At 70.4% G+C, this 15,778-nt stretch carries 14 protein-coding genes and 2 pseudogenes; 3 read left to right on the forward strand and 13 right to left on the reverse strand.

Going from position 1 to position 15,778, the window contains the following annotated elements; all coding sequences use genetic code 11:
* Positions 1–103: 103 nt before the first annotated feature.
* The 3 genes from AB0I23_RS00990 to AB0I23_RS01000 all read right to left on the reverse strand — a co-directional run bounded on the left by AB0I23_RS00990 (position 104) and on the right by AB0I23_RS01000 (position 1,993).
* The gene (locus AB0I23_RS00990; RefSeq protein ID WP_359105570.1) at positions 104–370 is read right to left on the reverse strand and encodes a hypothetical protein; all 267 of its coding nucleotides are present in this window, start codon (positions 368–370) and stop codon (positions 104–106) included.
* A gap of 33 nt (positions 371–403) precedes the next feature.
* The gene (locus tag AB0I23_RS00995) at positions 404–943 is read right to left on the reverse strand and encodes a TetR/AcrR family transcriptional regulator (protein ID WP_359105573.1); all 540 of its coding nucleotides are present in this window, start codon (positions 941–943) and stop codon (positions 404–406) included.
* 114 nt (positions 944–1,057) lie between these two features.
* Positions 1,058–1,993, reverse strand: a complete 936-nt coding sequence (locus AB0I23_RS01000; protein ID WP_359105576.1) for an AurF N-oxygenase family protein — start codon at positions 1,991–1,993, stop codon at positions 1,058–1,060.
* Positions 1,994–2,263: 270 nt separating this feature from the next.
* Between AB0I23_RS01000 and AB0I23_RS01005 the strand changes: the two are divergent.
* Together AB0I23_RS01005 and AB0I23_RS01010 are read left to right on the forward strand one after the other, a co-directional pair.
* Positions 2,264–2,440, forward strand: a pseudogene (locus tag AB0I23_RS01005) (aminobenzoate oxygenase); the annotation flags it as partial.
* Between the two features lie 149 nt (positions 2,441–2,589).
* Positions 2,590–3,000, forward strand: a pseudogene (locus AB0I23_RS01010) (ADP-ribosylglycohydrolase family protein); the annotation flags it as partial.
* A 263-nt stretch (positions 3,001–3,263) separates the two neighbouring features.
* On the opposite strand, the gene AB0I23_RS01015 reads toward AB0I23_RS01010, so the two are convergent.
* The 8 genes from AB0I23_RS01015 to ligD all read right to left on the reverse strand — a co-directional run bounded on the left by AB0I23_RS01015 (position 3,264) and on the right by ligD (position 12,407).
* Complete coding sequence (locus AB0I23_RS01015) at positions 3,264–3,734, reverse strand: DUF3291 domain-containing protein (RefSeq protein WP_436846861.1); 471 nt, start codon at positions 3,732–3,734, stop codon at positions 3,264–3,266.
* Positions 3,735–3,827: 93 nt separating this feature from the next.
* A complete protein-coding gene (locus AB0I23_RS01020; protein ID WP_359105582.1) occupies positions 3,828–5,285 on the reverse strand; it encodes a peptidoglycan D,D-transpeptidase FtsI family protein in 1,458 nt (485 codons plus the stop codon).
* Positions 5,282–6,661 carry an FtsW/RodA/SpoVE family cell cycle protein gene (locus AB0I23_RS01025; RefSeq protein ID WP_359105585.1) on the reverse strand — a complete coding sequence of 460 codons (1,380 nt, stop codon included), beginning with the start codon at positions 6,659–6,661 and terminating at the stop codon, positions 5,282–5,284. Before AB0I23_RS01025 ends, AB0I23_RS01020 begins: the two co-directional genes overlap by 4 nt.
* Before the next feature lie 55 nt (positions 6,662–6,716).
* Entirely contained in the window at positions 6,717–8,042 is a 1,326-nt protein-coding gene (locus tag AB0I23_RS01030; protein ID WP_359105587.1) for a HAMP domain-containing sensor histidine kinase, read from the reverse strand.
* A complete protein-coding gene (locus AB0I23_RS01035) occupies positions 8,039–8,794 on the reverse strand; it encodes a hypothetical protein (protein WP_359105590.1) in 756 nt (251 codons plus the stop codon). The genes AB0I23_RS01030 and AB0I23_RS01035 overlap by 4 nt, the downstream gene beginning before the upstream one ends.
* 113 nt (positions 8,795–8,907) lie before the next feature.
* A complete protein-coding gene (locus AB0I23_RS01040) occupies positions 8,908–9,225 on the reverse strand; it encodes a zinc-ribbon domain-containing protein (RefSeq protein ID WP_359105592.1) in 318 nt (105 codons plus the stop codon).
* The gene (locus AB0I23_RS01045) at positions 9,222–11,378 is read right to left on the reverse strand and encodes a HEAT repeat domain-containing protein (protein WP_359106226.1); all 2,157 of its coding nucleotides are present in this window, start codon (positions 11,376–11,378) and stop codon (positions 9,222–9,224) included. Before AB0I23_RS01045 ends, AB0I23_RS01040 begins: the two co-directional genes overlap by 4 nt.
* A 141-nt stretch (positions 11,379–11,519) precedes the next feature.
* Positions 11,520–12,407, reverse strand: coding sequence for a non-homologous end-joining DNA ligase (ligD, locus tag AB0I23_RS01050; RefSeq protein WP_359105595.1), 888 nt, complete (start codon positions 12,405–12,407; stop codon positions 11,520–11,522).
* 70 nt (positions 12,408–12,477) lie between these two features.
* On the opposite strand from ligD, the gene AB0I23_RS01055 reads away from it, so the two are divergent.
* Complete coding sequence (locus AB0I23_RS01055; protein ID WP_359105598.1) at positions 12,478–13,536, forward strand: Ku protein; 1,059 nt, start codon at positions 12,478–12,480, stop codon at positions 13,534–13,536.
* 134 nt (positions 13,537–13,670) lie between these two features.
* Here AB0I23_RS01055 and AB0I23_RS01060 read toward each other — a convergent pair whose 3' ends face one another.
* Both AB0I23_RS01060 and AB0I23_RS01065 read right to left on the reverse strand, forming a co-directional pair.
* Positions 13,671–13,841 (reverse strand): DUF397 domain-containing protein, encoded by a 171-nt coding sequence (locus tag AB0I23_RS01060; RefSeq protein WP_359106228.1) that lies wholly within the window; start codon positions 13,839–13,841, stop codon positions 13,671–13,673.
* 37 nt (positions 13,842–13,878) lie between these two features.
* Positions 13,879–15,738 carry a DUF262 domain-containing protein gene (locus tag AB0I23_RS01065; RefSeq protein WP_359105601.1) on the reverse strand — a complete coding sequence of 620 codons (1,860 nt, stop codon included), beginning with the start codon at positions 15,736–15,738 and terminating at the stop codon, positions 13,879–13,881.
* Between the last annotated feature and the right edge of the window lie 40 nt (positions 15,739–15,778).

Raw genomic sequence — 15,778 nt, forward strand, 5'->3', positions numbered from 1 at the left:
CGTTCTCGTGACCATGGATCCGTCGATCCTAGAGGGTCCGGCAATCGAGAGGCGGCCGACGCACCCCGCCCGGCCCTGCCGGACCGGCGTGGGTCAGCGCGGGTCAGCTCGGTTTGGACCAGGGCCACTTGGGAGTGCGGCGCTCGTGGCCCTCGGGGGCGTACTCGTACACCCAGCCGCGCTGTACACCCAGCCGCTTGGAGTATCCGGCCGGGACCCGCCGGTACGCGTACACGGTGGCCGGTCCGCCGTCGGCGTCCGGCACCGGGACCTCGTACCACTTGGGCGGATGGCCGGTCGCGCCGACGAGGACGGGGAGGACCCGCCCGTCCAGCGGGCCGCCCCTGAAGGTGGTGTTCTCGCTTCTCACGTCCCCAGTCTGACCCAGGGCGTGTTCCGGGGCTCAGTCCGGCGGCAGCAGGTGCGCGGCCCCACCGACCACGGGGACCAGCCGGGCCGCCAGTTTCCCGGCGGGACCGGAGGCGGTCTCCAGCGACAGCAGCGCCGCCACCACGGACGCCGTCTCCTCGTCCGTCGTGACACGGGTGCTCGGCCGCTGCCTCAGGTTCGTCGACGAGCACGACACAGGGTTCAGCAGCCCTGCTGCGCGGCGGAAGCGTCGCCGAGACGTCCCGGACGACGGCGATCGTCGACGAGGTGCCCGTTCCGTGGGCGGGTCTTCGGGCGGCTCGGCGAAGCAGAGCTTCAGCTCGTCCGCCGCGGACCGGAGCGCCGCCTCGTACAACTGCTGTCGCCCGCCGGGGAAGTAGCGGTAGACGAGCGGGCGGGAGACGCCGGCGACCGCCGCGACCTCGTCGAGCGAGACCTCGTCCGGCGCCCGGTGCGCGAACAGGGTGAGGGCGGCGCCGAGGAGTTGCGTGCGGCGCTCCTGCACGCTGAGCCTTCGGTACGCGCGATTCGGCGGGGCGGCGGCAGGGGTCATACCTCGAAGCCCAGGGGGTGCCCGGCGGACCGGGGGCGGACAGGTCGCGGCCCCGGCCCCGGCCATGATCCGTCGGGTACTTCCTGAGGCGTTCCCTCCGCAGAGGGAGCCGGGTCAGGCCAGCAGACCCGAACTCCTCCACAGCCTGCGCCCCACCCCGTTCAGCACACCGATGTCGTCGAGGAAGTCCGTCAGCCGCTTCGCGCCCGACTGCATGACCTCCGCCCGGTGGCCGCTCGCCTTCACCTGGGCGACGGCCTCGCGGCGGTCCAGGCCGACGTTCTCGTACACCTGCGGGTTGATGAAGCAGACGGAGAAGACGCGCGCCGCCTCTCCGCAGCTCAGCCGGGTGAACTCGCGTTCCCAGCGCGGTGCGGTGACCATCTGGCGGCGCAGTTCCTCGCGCGCGTAGCGCACGTGCCGTGCCTCCTCGACGACATGGATCCGGGTCACGCCGCGGACCAGCGTCTGGACGCGCTCGTCCGGGAAGGTCAGCCGCTGCATCCAGTCGAGGATCTCCTCGCCGAGCAGGGTCGCGGCGAACGAACCGGGCGTCGTGGACACGGTCTTCAGCACCCGCGCCAGGTTGTGGTAGACGCGCGGTACGGGATAGCTGGGCGCCTGCCCCCACTGGATCATGCGGCCGAACATCATCGAATGCCGGCACTCGTCCGCTATCTCGGTGAGCGCGTAACGGACATGATTGCTGGTCACCGGCTTGTCGTAGATGTGCCGGACCAGCAACTGCATCAGGATGATCTCGAACCAGATGCCGAGCGAGGCCAGCGACGCCGCCTCGTGCCGGGCCAGGTCCATCCGCTGCTCCTGCGACATCTTCCGCCACAGCGGGGTGTCGTAGAGGGAGAGGAGCTCGGGCGGCCAGAACCATTTGCCGTCCTCGACCGCCGCATCCCAGTCGAGCTCGGTGTCCGGATCGAAGGAGTGCTTGGCCGAGGACTCCAGGAGGCGCTCGGCGATCTGCTCACGGTCCCGTAGCGGGCCGAGTGCGTCGCGGAGCACCTGCACGTCGCGTTCGGTCACTGTCGTCATGGCTGGGGGCACCTCACACATGGTTACCGGCGGTCACCTCTTATGAGACTGCCTGTCAGTAAGGCGGTCAATCCCTCGCGCACGACTTGTTGACCCGGCGTCTACCGACGTGTGAACCTGCCAACCGACGCAACCGCAGCGGAACGTGTCCGAGCATGCGAGGCGAAGGAGCTGTCCGTGTCGACACACGACCTCTGCACCACCGCCCCCGACACGCCCCTGTGGCAGGTGCCCGCCTCCGGTGCCGCCCGCTTCAGCTGGGACTACGAGCGGCTGCAGAAGGCGTACGTCGACATGGGCGTCCTCGAACTCGGCGACTCCGATCCGGACCTGCTCATGGCCCAGGACGAGGAGATGGCCGAGCAGCTGGACCGCGACCGGTTCGCGGCCGAGGAGCAGGCTCGGGTCGCGGCGGTCGAGGAGGCGACAGTGGAGGGAGCTGCGTAGAGGATGCGGGGACGGACCGGTCCGAGGGTCCACGGCGGATGGTGCCCAGAGGCCGGACGTGAAGCCGCGCACCGGCTCCGCCACCCGTGCCGGAGTCGCCGGCAGCGCGGCGTGCGTCGCCGCGACCCCCTCGGCGGTGACGTCCGGCCGCTGCGTCACCAGCTCGGCGAGATCCCGGGCATGCCCACCCGCAGGCCGTCGCGGCGGCGCTGCAGGTGCGGGGCGAGTTCACGCTGACGGCGGTCGCCGACCGTACGCCCGAAGGGACGGTACGGGACGGGGTCCGGCGTGCGGCCGACGTGCCGTTCACCACCGAGCCGTGGAAGGCGGCCGACCTGCTCGGCAACGGGCAGCGCATCCGGGCCGACGACACGGTCCCGTTCGCCCTGTGGACCGCTGCCCGGCACCCGGACGATCTCGAATCGGCGCTCTGGGCCACGGCCGAGGGCTTCGGCGACGTCGACACGACCTGTGCCATCACCGGCGGCGTCGTCGGGGCGGTCACCGGTGTGGACGGAGTGCCTGCCGAGTGGCTGCAGCGGCGTGAGCCGTTGAGCTGAGGAACCCCGAGCTCGCCCGGACCACATTGCTCCAGGGTGCCGCTGAGACGGGCGGCGCAACCCGCGCCCCACCCGCCGAGGAGCTCACTCCCGGCGGCTACGGCATCACGGCCGAGTGCCAGGCGCGCGGCAGTGGGGCGACGAGGTGAGTCGCCGTGGTCACGGCCGACCCCGCGCCGAAGGATCCGAGGGCGATCGATCTGAATCAGCCGGCGGCGGACACCGCCGAGATCCGTGCCGAGTCGCGCGGACCGATCGGCGGATCAGCCCGTGGGCGGGACGGGCGCCGGGAAGGCGGCCCGCAGGGTGAACGCCCGGTCCGTCGGACCGTGTTCGCGCAGGAGCCGCAGGCGTTCCTCGGCGTCCTGCACCGTCGGTCGCTCGCCCGCCGGAACCCACCACAGTGCGGTCATCGCCTCCTCCACCCGCTCGAACCATTCGCGGCGCCGCGCGAGGAGTTCGCGATGCCGTCCCTGGTACATGAAGGCCGTCAGCGCGTCCAGGTCGCGCCACACCGACATGTTCACGATCAACCAGGAGTCGCCGAAGACCGGTACGTCGGTGGCGTTCCCGGTCTCGCTCCGCAGCCTCCAGATGAATCCGGTGGCTTGGTCGGCGACCGCGTTGACCGGATCGAGGGCATCGACAAAGTCTTTCAACTCGGGTGAGTCCAGTGGGAATGTGAGCCGAGCGATGTTCACCTGGGCGAGTTCGTGGCCGGGCCCCGGCGTCATGGACGTCATGGCCGCACAGTAATCAGCGTGCGCCGCGCCGCACGCGCCGGTCCGAGCAGCGAGACGCCCCGGACCGGCGCGCGCCCCGTGCCGTCAGCCCTGCAGCGCCGCCTCCATGACGGCCCGGGCGATCGGCGCCGCGCTGCCGCCACCGCTGATGTCCGCCCGCCTCGCGGCGGCATCCTCGACGACCACCGCGACCGCGACCGCCGGCCGGACCGAGTCCGACGCCTGCGCCCAGGAGATGAACCAGGCGTACGGGGTGCCGGAGTTGTCGATGCCGTGCTGGGCGGTGCCGGTCTTGCCGCCGACCGTCGCCCCGTCGATCGCGGCATTGGATCCGGTGCCCTGCTCCACGACGTCGATCATCATCTGCCGCAGCTGCGTCGCCGTCCGCGGGCTCATCGCCTGATGGTAGGAGCGCGGACCGTTCTGATGGACGGTGGTACCGCTCCTGGTCGTCGTACGGTCCACCAGATACGGGTGCTTGAGGTCGCCGCCGTTCGCGACGGCCGACGCCACCATGGCCATCTGCAGCGGTGTCGCCGTCGTGTTGAACTGTCCGATCGACGACAGGGCCAGCTGGTCGTTGCTCATGTCGGTGTCGAAGTTGCTCTTCGCCACGCCGGACGGAATCTTCAGACCGGTGTCGTTGAAGCCGAACTTCCGCGCCGCCTTCACCATCCCGTCCAGCCCGACCTCCACCCCCAGATGGGCCATCACGGTGTTGCAGGACACCCGGATCGCCTCGGCGAGCGGCGCGTTCTCGCAGCCGCGGGCCTCGTTGGGGAGCGTGGTGCTGGTCCCCGGCAGGACATACGGCGACGGGGTGTCGGTCTCCGCATCGGGGTCCTCGACCACACCCGCGTCGAGCGCCGCGGCCGCCGTCACGATCTTGAAGGTGGAGCCGGGCGGATACGTCTGCCGGATCGCCCGGTTGAGCATCGGCTGGCTCCTCGCCCTGTTGAACTGCCGCCAGGCGTCGGTGACCGACGAACCGGTGCCGGACAGCCGCTCCGGGTCGTACGAAGGGGTCGAGACCAGCGCCAGGATCTTGCCGGTCGACGGTTCGAGGGCGGCGACCGCACCTCGCCGCCCGCCCAGCCCGGCGTACGCGGCGCGCTGCATGGAGTCCCTGACGGTCGTTGCGACATTGCCGCCGGGCTGCCGGCTCCGGGTGATCTCGTCCCACAGCGGCAGCGGGGCGAGCAGCGGGTCGGTGCCGGAGAGGATGTCGTCCTCGGCGTTCTCGATGAGCGTCGTCCCGTAGGTCTGCGAGGCGTACCCGGTCACCGGCGCGTACAGCGGCCCGTCGGTGTAGGTGCGCTCGTACGTGAGCCGCTCGTCCGTGTTCCTGGACCCGGTGACGGACTTCTTGCCGACCAGGATGTTGCCGCGCGGCTGGTCGTAGCGGGCGATCGTTCGGCGGCGGTTGGCGGGGTTGTCGTCCAGCTCGTCCGCCTGGAAGACCTGGATACGGGCGGCGTTCAGCAGCAGCGCCATGAGCAGCAGCAGGCAGAACGCGGCGGCCCGCCGGATGTAGCGGATCACGACGGGTCCTCCACGATGGGTGCGATGACCCCGGTCTCCGCCTGGTCGGGATGGGGGGTGCGGGCGAGGTCGCTGATCCGGATGAGCAGCGCCACGATGATCCAGTTGGTCACGACGGACGAACCGCCCTGGGCGAGGAACGGCATCGCCATGCCTGTCAGCGGGATCAGCCCCATCACACCGCCCGCGATCACGAAGACCTGGAGGGCCAGGATCGATGCGAGTCCGATCGACAGCAGCCGCCCGAAGGGGTCGCGCAGGGCGAGCCCGGCCCGGTAGCCGCGGGCGACCAGCAGCGCGTACAGCAGGAAGACCGCGGTCAGCCCGGAGAGTCCGAGTTCCTCGCCCGCCGTGGCCAGGATGAAGTCGGACTTGGCGGCGAAGCCGATGAGGATGGAGTGGCCGAGACCGAGCCCGGTGCCGAGCATTCCGCCCGCGGCGAACGCGAACAGCGACTGGGCGAGCTGGCTCGGTCCCTCGCCCGCGTCGATGGAGGCGAACGGATCGAGCCAGTCCTGCACCCGGCTGTGCACATGCGGCTCGAAGGAGCCGACGGCGAACGCGCCGACGGCGGCGAGCAGCAGCCCCACCGCGATCCAGCCGGTCCGGCCGGTCGCCACGTACAGCATGATCACGAAGAGGCCGAAGAAGAGCAGCGAGGTCCCCAGATCGCGCTCGAGGACCAGCACTCCGACACTGAGCAGCCAGATCGCCACGATCGGGCCGAGCACCCGGCCGGTGGGCAGTTGGAGCCTCCAGATCCTGCGGCCCGTGTAGGCGAGCGCGTTGCGGTTCGCGGAGAGATACGCCGCGAAGAAGACGGCGAGCAGGATCTTGGCGAACTCGCCCGGCTGGAACGAGAACCCGCCGATACGGATCCAGATCTTGGCGCCGTTCACCGCGGGGAAGAAGATCGGCACGATCATCAGGACCAGCGCGGCGGCGACCGACAGGTACGCGTACCGCTGGAGCACCCGGTGGTCGCGGAGGAAGACGACGACCACGATGAAGAGCGCGACCCCGAGTGTCGACCAGATCAGCTGGGTGGGCGCCGCCTGGTCCTTCGGGGTCTCCAGGTCGAGCCGGTAGATCAGCACCAGCCCGAGACCGTTGAGCAGGACGGCGATGGGGAGCAGCAGCGGATCGGCGTGCGCGGCGCGGAAGCGGACGGCGAGGTGGGCGAGGAGTGCGAGCAGCCCGAGACCGGCACCGTAACCGGCGACATCGGGCGGGATCGCGTGGTCGTGCGCGAGGCCGACGGCGGCGTACCCGTAGACGGAGATGAGGACGGCTCCGATGAGAAGTCCGAGCTCGACCCCGCGCCGCTTGGGCAGGCGTAGCTGCGGTGGGGGCGCGTCCGTCCTCGCTGCGGTCATGCCACGCAACGTAGCAAGAGGTGCACTATATGTCCCTTACGTCACTTCATTTCCGTTACGTCGCCTCTGGTTGGTCGTCATGGCCGGGCGGCTTGCCGCCGTCGCGTCGTACGTACTCGGGGAGCGTCAGCCGCGCCACCGCCCCGCCGTCCTCCGCGTTGGCGAAGACGAGCTCGGCGCCGATGACCGCCGACTGCCCGACGGCGATGGTCAGTCCGAGCCCGTGGCCCTTGCCACTGCCCTCGGTGCGGAACCGCTGCGGACCACCGGTCAGCAGATAGTCCGGGAATCCCGGACCGTGATCGCGTACGGTCACCACCGGCCCGTCGACCGTCACGACCACCGGCGGCCGGCCGTGCTTGTGCGCATTGGCGATCAGATTGCCGAGGACCCGCTCCAACCGCCGCTTGTCGGTCTCGACCCGCACGGGCCTCGCCCCGGTTCCGGCTTTCGCCCCCAGGACGCGGACCTCGGTCTCCGTTCCCGAGGCGCGCGCCACCCGCACGGCGAGCGGAGCCAGCTCGTGAACCGCGAGATCGACCTCTTCCGTGCGTGCGTCGAGCCGGGAGATCTCCAGCAGATCCTCCGTCAGCGCCCGCATCGCCCGTACCCGGTCCTGCACCAGCTCGGCCGGACGGCCCGGCGGCAACAGCTCGGCCGCGGCCGAGAGGCCGGTCAGCGGGGTGCGCAGCTCGTGCGCCACATCGGCGGTGAAGCGCTGCTCGGCCAGTAGTTTGCGCTGGAGCGTGGACGCCATCGTGTCCAGCGCGCCGGCGACGATCGCCACCTCGTCCTGCGGGCGCGACGGGTCCGCGGTGCGGGGGTCGTCGACGCGGGCGTCGAGGTCGCCCGCACTGATCCGGCGGGCCACCCGGGCGGTCTGGTGCAGTCGGCGGGTGACCCGGGTGACGGCGAACGCGCCGACCAGCAGTGTGGCGCCGATCGCCAGCAGCGAGGAGCCGACGATCGCCCGGTCGAGGCTGCTGATCGTGCGGGCGCTCCTGCTGTAGTCGATCGCCGTGGCCAGCGCGCGGCCGTCGGCCGGGCCCGCCGCCCACATGGTCGGACGTCCGTAATGGTCGGCGACGAGCGTGCCCCGACGCCCGCTCGCGGCGAGGGCGCGCAGCGATGCGGGCAGCCCGGGCGGATCGATACCGGAACCCGGCGGGAGCGCCTCGCCCGCCTCGTATGCCGCGGTGACGTCGTTCAGCCGGGAGAGCGCCTCGGCGCGGGCCTCGTCGACGGTCTCCCGGGTCACCGCGGTGTGCACCAGTACGCCCAGCAGTGCGGCGAGTGCGCAGCACATCACCGTGATGAACACCGCCGACTTCCAGGTGAGCGTCGCGGTCCACGCGGGCGCGCGCAGTCTCCGTCGCCTCATCGCCGCCCCGCGGAGGCAACCGCGGGCGGCACCATGCTCGGTTCAGGACTGGGCTCCGCGCTCGGCCGCCCGCTGGGCGCCGCCTGTGGGGTCTTCCGCAGGATCTCGTCCTGAGTCGGCAGCATCGCGCGCTGGTGGTCGTCCCAGGACCAGGCCGTCCGGTACTCGTATCCGGCGATCGCCGACGGCACTCGCATGATCACGTCCCGCCCGGCCGGCTCCACGCTGATCACGGAGTCCGAGACGGCCAGGATCCGGGTCGGCCCGCCCGTCTCCGCCATGCAGACGCGCACGGAGAGCCGCCCGTCGCTCCGCCGCACGCCGAGCACCATGTCGTCCCTGCCGTCGCCCGTCAGATCGCGGTAGTACGGCTGCAGGACCGGGCACTCGACGGGCGCGGTCCGGCACGCGGCGATCTTCCGGACTGTGCCGGCGGGGAGTTCGTCCGAACCGCCGGACCGGCTGATGGCGGCCTTCAGGCCGGCCTGCACCACGGCGACCGGGTCCACCCCGTGCACATCGTCGTGCGGGACCGTGCCCCCGGGGATGCGCGCCGTCGCGCCCTCGTCGTAGTCGTACGGAGCGGCGGAGGCGGGCGGCAGCTGCGGCCGGAGCCGGGCGGGCCCGATGGCGGTCGGGACCCTTCCGGCACTCCTCAGCCCGCCGCCGGTGCCGCAGCCGGCCGGCAGCGTGGCGCCGGCGCCGACCAGGGCCGCCTTCGCCCGGCGCGTCACCCGGCGATTCGGGCGCATGGTTCCCTCCCTTCCCGGACGTCCGGGCATGGGCCCGCCGACCCGTGCCCCATCGACCTTATGCGGAAGGAAGTTCCTTATGCCCTTTTATAGCCGGTGTGGCCGCGGTTGTGTCAGCGCTGGTAGGGGTTCTGTCCGTCCTGGGCATATCCCGGCTGCTGCTGGGCCTGTCCGAACGGGTTGCCGTCCTGCGACGCCGCGTGCTGGGCCAGCAGCTGGTCGGCCTGCTCCTTCGGGATCTTCTGCTCCCCGCCGCAGAACGTGCACTGCGTCGCGTACTTCGTCGAGAACGGGAACAGTGGCACAAAGAACAGCGTGAACTTCGTGACCCGCTTCCGCAGTGTGTGCGCGGCCGGATTGCCGCACCAGCCGCAGACCAGCGTCAGAACGGCCAGTTGGTACAGATAGCCTCGCGTACCAAAAATGATCATGTCGTGGGCCCCTTCCCCGTTACTTCGTGAAGCGCTCGCCGGCAGAAAACCAGCAGCTTTTCGTCCTCGTATGTGTCGTGGTTGCCGTACCCGCCGGCCATCGCGTTGTGACGTCGTACGGAGGCGAGTTCGGCGCGCAGTACATGTGCCGCATCCGACCCTGCACCAGCAACACCCATCAGCGCCAGGCATTCGGCCACCCGGACCCTGACATGACGGTTCTTCTCCCAGGCGGCGAGCATGACCGGTACGGACTCCTCGGTCCGCCCCGTCACCTCCCACAGTGCGATCGCCGCGTCCACCCGCAGCCACAGCTCGTCGTGGAGCAGCAGCGCCCGCAGCCGGGGCGCCACCGCGGCCGCGTGCGCACCCAGCCCGCCCAGCGCGCTCACCGCCGAGCGCCGCTCGTGCGCATGTTCCGCCCCCAGCCCCTCGATCAGGACCGGCAGCACGGCCTCCGCATCCCCCTCGACCGCCCACAGCGCCTGCGCCGCTTCCGTCGCCGCCGGGCTCCCCGGACGGCGGATCAGCGCCCGCAGCTCCGGGACGGCGCACCGGGCGGCCGGACCGAACGAGCCGAGCGCCCGCAGCGCCGAGGTCCGCAGCCACTCCCCGCGGTACTCCGGCGCCCCGCGCAGCACCCGCAGCACCTCCGGTGCCGCCTCCCCCGCCCGCAGCGCGGTCAGCCCGCTGAGCAGCGGACTCGCCCGGTCGTACACCCCCTCGTCGAGATCGAGCCGGCTCAGCCGGCGCCGCAGCACTCCGGCGAGCGGAGCCGCGGCCGCGCCCAGATACCCGATGGCGAACCCCACGTCGTGCGGTACTTCGGGCCGCTCCAGGGCGGCGGCCAGCGCGGGCACCGCCCGGGCGTCACCCAGCCGGGCCAGTGCCTTCACCGCGCTGCCGAGCCCCGACGGCTCGCTCGCCCACTCCTTCACCCAGGACCCGGGATCCGCCGCCACCCGCGCCGCCAGCGCGTCCGCGGCGGGCGCGGCCAGCCCGAACAGCTCCTCCAGTACGTGCGAGGCGGCCTCGGCCAGCCGCGGCTCGGGGTCCGCGAGCTGGGCACCCACGAGATGGACCAGCTCCTCGTACGAACCGCGCCAGGCCCGTATCAGCCCGCTGCTCATCCGTACCGCGTCGATACGCTGCCGGCGGTCGGGGCTGCGCAGCTGGTCGATCAACAGCGCTGTCCGGTCGGCGACCCGGTCGTCGAGCCCGACATGCAGCGTCCGCAGCAGATCCGCCGTCCCGGGGGCGCTGCGCCCGGTGGGCTCCGCCGCGGACAGTGCCCGCACCTGCCCCACCGGAGTCACCGGCGCACCCCGCTCCTCGGCGGATTCGCCCGGACCCGGCTCGTCGGCCTGTGCGGCGGCGCCCACCGGATCCGGCACGCCGACCGTCGCGCCGGGCGCCGAGCGCAGCTCCGCCAACAGCCCCGCCACCATCCGTATGACATCGCCCGGCAGCGCGTCCGGCGCGCACCGGGCCAGCTGGGCGAGGGCGGCCAGCCGCAGCGCCGGGGCGTACGCCTCCGCGGCGAGCCGGCTCAGCCAGTCCGCCGCCTGCCCGGCCTGCGGGCGGTGCCGCAGCGCGACCCGCCCCGCCGCCTCCACGAGCGCGAGCCGCACCTCCTCGTCCGGCTCCACCGGCAGCCGCTCCCGCAGCAGCGCGAGGACCCGCGCCGGGTGACCGTGCAGTGTGGCGAGCGCCAGCGGCGCGGCGAGCCGTACCCCTGGGTCCTCGTCGGCGATGAGTTCGAAGAACACCCCGGCGCACGCGGTGACGGCGGAGGCCGCCATCGCGTAGTTCGCCGCGCCCTCGATCTCCTCCTCGTCGATCTCCTCGTCGTCGAACTCTTCGTCGTCCTCGGCCAGATCGATGCCGCCGATGCTGGTGAGCAGCTCGACGATGCTGCCCCGGTCGTGGATCCCGGGATCCACGACCAGGTCGAAGAGGAAGGGAATGCAGGCGAGCGTGCAGGCATACACATCGCCCTGGTGGTGAACGGCCCCGTACATACCGTCCAGCGCCTGTTCGCGCTCCGCCGGGTCGGCGGACGCGAGTCCCCGCAGCAGGTCCGGAACGTCGTCGGCAGGCCCGTAGGCATGCTCCATCGAGGCCCAGTCGACCTCGTCGATCCCCGCGAACATGACATCGCCTCCCCGCGTATGCACGTAGCGCAGTGTGCCTGCGCAGAGTGTGCATCACGGCTCGGGCAATCCACCCGCTCCATGCAGGCCTTTTGCCCGCAGACACGACAACGGCCGGATGCGTGCGCCACGACCTGGCGATCAGGGCAGCGGCCGGGCCCGGTTCGGATTGATGAGCGGGCCGAGCAGATCCCCGTACCGCTCCAGCCGCCCGGCCATGTCACCGGCCAGAAAGACCAGCTCGGCGGGGCTCCGGCAGTCCTCGATCTCCGCCCAGGTGACGGGCGCGGACACGGTCGGCTCGGCCCTGGCGCGCAGCGTGTACGGGGTGGCGGTCGTCTTCGCCGCCGCGTTCTGACTGAAGTCGACGAACACCTTCCCCGGCCGCAGCGCCCGCGTCATCCGGTGCACCACCAGCTCCGGAAGATCCCGCTGCGCCTCCACCGCCAGCTGTTTCGCGTACGCCGACACCCGATCGGAGGAGACCGGCTCCAGCGGTACGAGCACATGCAGCCCCTTCGACCCGGAGGTCTTCCCGTACGCGAGCAGTCCGTCCGCCGCCAGCCGGTCACGCAGCCACAGCGCCACCGCACAGCACTCCACGACGGTTGCCGGAGCCCCGGGATCGAGGTCGAACACCATCCGGTCGGCCACCCCCGGCGTATCGGCCTGCCACTGCGGCGTATGGAACTCCACCACCAGGTTCGCCGCCCACATCAGCGACGCCAGATCCTGGATGAGCACCTGCCGGGCCTGCTGCGCCGTATGCCGCGGCACCTCGGCGATCCGTACCCAGGACGGGGTGCCCGGCGGCGGGTTCTTGGTGAAGAACCGCTGGCCGTCCGGCCCGTCCGGGTAGCGCAGGAAGGACACCGGCCGGTTGTACAGATGTGCGAGCAGGGACCCCGCCGCCGTGGCCGCGTAATAGTGCAGCACCTCGCCCTTGGTGGTTCCGGTTGCCGGATACAGAACCTTGTCGAGATTGCTGAGCGCCAGGCGCCGCCCCTCCACCTCGGTGATCGGCGTCATACGATAAGAATCACATGAATTCAGGATCAACGGATATCTATCGGTATCTCATGGGACAAAGGGGTGAACGGTGAGGTCCATCTGGAACGGCGCGATCTCCTTCGGGCTGGTCAGCATCCCGATCAAGCTGGTCAACGCCACCGAGAGCCACTCGATCTCCTTCCGCCAGATCCACCTCGCCGACGGCGGCCGGATCCGCTACCGGAAGGTCTGTGAAATCGACGAGCAGGAAGTGACGGCCGCCGAGATCGGCAAGGGGTACGAGGACGCGGACGGCTCGATCGTCCCGATCACCGACGAGGACCTCGGCTCGCTCCCGCTCCCCACCGCGAAGACGATCGAGATCGTCGCCTTCGTGCCCGCCACGGAGATCGACCCGCTCCAGATGGACACGGCGTACTACCTCTCCGCCAACGGAGTCCCCGCCGCCAAGCCGTACACGCTGCTGCGCGAGGCCCTGAAGCGGAGCCAGAAGGTGGCCGTCGCCAAGTACGCGCTCCGCGGCCGGGAACGGCTCGGCATGCTGCGCGTCGTCGACGACGTGATCGCGATGCACGGCCTGCTCTGGCCCGACGAGATCCGCGCCACCGACGGGGTGGCCCCGGAGACCGACGTCACGGTCCGTGAAGCCGAACTCGACCTGGCCGACGCCCTGATGGCCACCCTCGGCGAGGTCGACATGAACACCCTCCACGACGACTACCGCGAGGCGGTCGAGGCGCTGATCGCCTCGAAGGCCTCCGGCGAGGCGCTCGAGCCGGCAGCATCCGGCGAGACCGGCGGTGGCAAGGTCATCGACCTGATCGCGGCGCTGGAGAACAGCGTCCGGGCGGCGAAGAAGGCCCGCGGCGAGGAGGCGGAAGAGGCGGAGGAATCCGAGAGCGCACCGGGGGCCGAGGTGACGTCGCTCGCCGCCCGCAAGAAGAGCGGCGGAACCGGCGCGAAGGAGAAGGCCTCCGCGACCGCCACCCCCCGGAAGGCCTCCGCGAAGAAGTCGACGCCGGGCAGAACCCCGGCGAAGAAGGCCGCCGCACGGTCGGCCACGAAGTCGACCGCGAAGACGGCGACGAAGAAGACCGCGAAGACCACGGCCAAGAAGGCAGCCCCCAAGAAGCGCGCCTCGGCCTGACGGGGGCGCTCCTCGGCCGAGGCACCAACCTGCCGAGCCTACACCTCTGTTGGTTTCCCGCGGCGATCAGCGGCTTGCGGAGCGGGGCCCCTTGCCGTGCGGAAGCGGAGCGCATGTGGAACTCGCTGTGGAAGTCAGGGCGAGCAACGATGGGCGAGGAGACGGCTGAGCGCGGGGACCGCTTTGCTGTCGCGGATGGGGACGAAGCGGGTGAGGCTGTCGGCGGCTTCGACGCACTCGTCATTGCTGCCGCGGTACGAGCTGGTGCGCCACCTCGAGCCCGATAGGTGATGCCGCTCCCGCAGCGCTTCCTACAACAGATGTCCCTCTGCTGGGCCCCGCTCATGCCCCCTCGACAGAGTCGACGACCGGCATGGCCCGCAGCTCCGCCTCCGACGGCCAGATATGTACGGCCAAGGAAGCGAGGTAAGCCCCTCGGGCATGGATCCGGTGCTCGTCCCACGAGGAGCTCCAGTCGCCGAAAGCGCTGATGTGGGCCCCCGCTGGCGCATTGAGCAAGGTGCCGTGGGTGAGCCGGAGAAGGCTGTGTTCACCGAGCCATTTCCGTTTGTCCTCCCACGCCATGTTTCCCAGCGCGGGGTTGAGACGGGCGGTCACCAAGGTCAGATTGCCGAGCGAGTGGACCAGCTCGTCACGGCCGGAACCCTCGTCGGGATCGTCCTCCAGCGGCGGCCAGTTGTCGCGCCAGCTCTGCGGCATGACGTGCTCGATCGTCAGCTTGGATCCGAGATCCACGCCGACCGGCACGGTGAGCTGCTCGGTGTGGTCGGTGCGGAGCGCGTCCTCCAGGGCCTCGAGCAGGATCCGCACCCGATGGCGGTAGAGGCGCGTGTAGAGCGGGTCCTGTTCCAGAACGGTCGTGAAGTCGATGTCCGTGGGCCACTGACGATGGTGGCCCTGCATCCCCGCCAGTGCTGTGATGACCGCTTCGTCGGCGGTTTCCGGCTGCTTGGATGCGGCTGCGACAAGGTCACGGAAGACGTGGTTGTAGTCGCGGTTGCTGAGGTTGAGGATCGCCCGACGGACGAGGTAACTGTCCATGGCGCGGATCGCACGCCGGCGCCGCAGTGGAGGCAGCACCTTGTCACCCAGACCGTAGAGGAATAGAAGCAACGGCATGGGTGTGGAGGTCTGCATGACCTTCAGCCGGTACAGGAACCTGCCCTCGCTGCCGTCGAGCGGGTGTTTGTCGATGCGGTCATAGATCTCTGCGTACCGCGCCAGCTCGGCGAAAACGTCCTCAGTGGGTACGTTCTCCGCCCGCAGCCATCGCTCGAACTCCTTGAACAGGGCGGATGCGGTGAACTCGCGCCGCGTGCGCATGGTCAGCCAGTAGGTCAGGAAGACATCCAGCCGACTTCGGGTGATGCGGCCGGTCGTCTGCTCGGTGCGCCACTGCGACTGATCGAAGGGGGCCCAGTACGTCAGATAGAGCCGTTCGACATCGGCGCCGGCATGTTCGGCTTCACGGAAGAGCAGGTTCTTCACCAGGTCCGCGTGCTCCAGCGGAGTACCACGGCTGTTGAGCGTTTCGAACACGACCTGAGCATCGTCGTGCTCCTCCAGATCGATGATGACCAGCCGCAACTGCTCCCTGAGCGTCTGCACCAACGCGTCGAGACGGTCCTCTGGGACGGGCACCTCCGCCAGCCAGCCGTCGAGCTCCTGCCGGAAGTACGCGACCGCTTCGCCGAGTCGGCCTGTACCCTCCTGGCCGAGCATCACGGACCGGAACTCCTCACGGTCGGCGTTGGTCGGCCACACTTTGTAGAGATGGTCGGGAGACTTGTCCGCATCGAACAGGTCCCTGTCGTTCTCCAGGAACTTGCTGAGCAGTCGCACCGATTTCTTGTGGTTCAGCGCGGTCGCCGACAGCCGTGCGGCGTACAGGAACAGCTGCAGTGTCGTCAGCCGCTGCTGCCCGTCGATGACCTGCCGTGTCTCCAGGTTCGATGACAAATACGGTGTCTGGTCGAAGACCACCGCGCCGAGGAAGTGCGGGGGCACTGTCTCGTCGTTTTCCTGTGCACGCTCGAAGTGTTCGACCGTCCGTCGGATGTCCTCCCACAGTGCGGCCCAGTTCTCGCCCATCGTCCATACGTAGGGTCGCTGGAACAGAGGCACTGTGTACCGGACGTCTTTTCCGAAGATCCGTCGCAGGTCGACGGTGTCCGCTCTCATCCCGACCCCTCCCTCGTGTCTTAACCCCGTCACCGTAGCG

The organism is Streptomyces atratus, from assembly GCF_040655115.1.
Taxonomy (GTDB): Bacteria; Actinomycetota; Actinomycetes; order Streptomycetales; family Streptomycetaceae; genus Streptomyces; species Streptomyces atratus_D.

Coding starts and splice junctions, on each gene's coding strand:
- AB0I23_RS01035 (WP_359105590.1), bottom strand. CDS start 8,794: ATGCGCCCGAATCGCCGGGTGACGCGCCGGGCGAAGGCGGCCCTGGTC.
- AB0I23_RS01015 (WP_436846861.1), bottom strand. CDS start 3,734: ATGACGCCGGGGCCCGGCCACGAACTCGCCCAGGTGAACATCGCTCGG.
- AB0I23_RS01000 (WP_359105576.1), bottom strand. CDS start 1,993: ATGACGACAGTGACCGAACGCGACGTGCAGGTGCTCCGCGACGCACTC.
- AB0I23_RS00995 (WP_359105573.1), bottom strand. CDS start 943: ATGACCCCTGCCGCCGCCCCGCCGAATCGCGCGTACCGAAGGCTCAGC.
- AB0I23_RS01065 (WP_359105601.1), bottom strand. CDS start 15,738: ATGAGAGCGGACACCGTCGACCTGCGACGGATCTTCGGAAAAGACGTC.
- ligD (WP_359105595.1), bottom strand. CDS start 12,407: ATGACGCCGATCACCGAGGTGGAGGGGCGGCGCCTGGCGCTCAGCAAT.
- AB0I23_RS01045 (WP_359106226.1), bottom strand. CDS start 11,378: ATGTTCGCGGGGATCGACGAGGTCGACTGGGCCTCGATGGAGCATGCC.
- AB0I23_RS01025 (WP_359105585.1), bottom strand. CDS start 6,661: ATGACCGCAGCGAGGACGGACGCGCCCCCACCGCAGCTACGCCTGCCC.
- AB0I23_RS01030 (WP_359105587.1), bottom strand. CDS start 8,042: ATGAGGCGACGGAGACTGCGCGCGCCCGCGTGGACCGCGACGCTCACC.
- AB0I23_RS01040 (WP_359105592.1), bottom strand. CDS start 9,225: ATGATCATTTTTGGTACGCGAGGCTATCTGTACCAACTGGCCGTTCTG.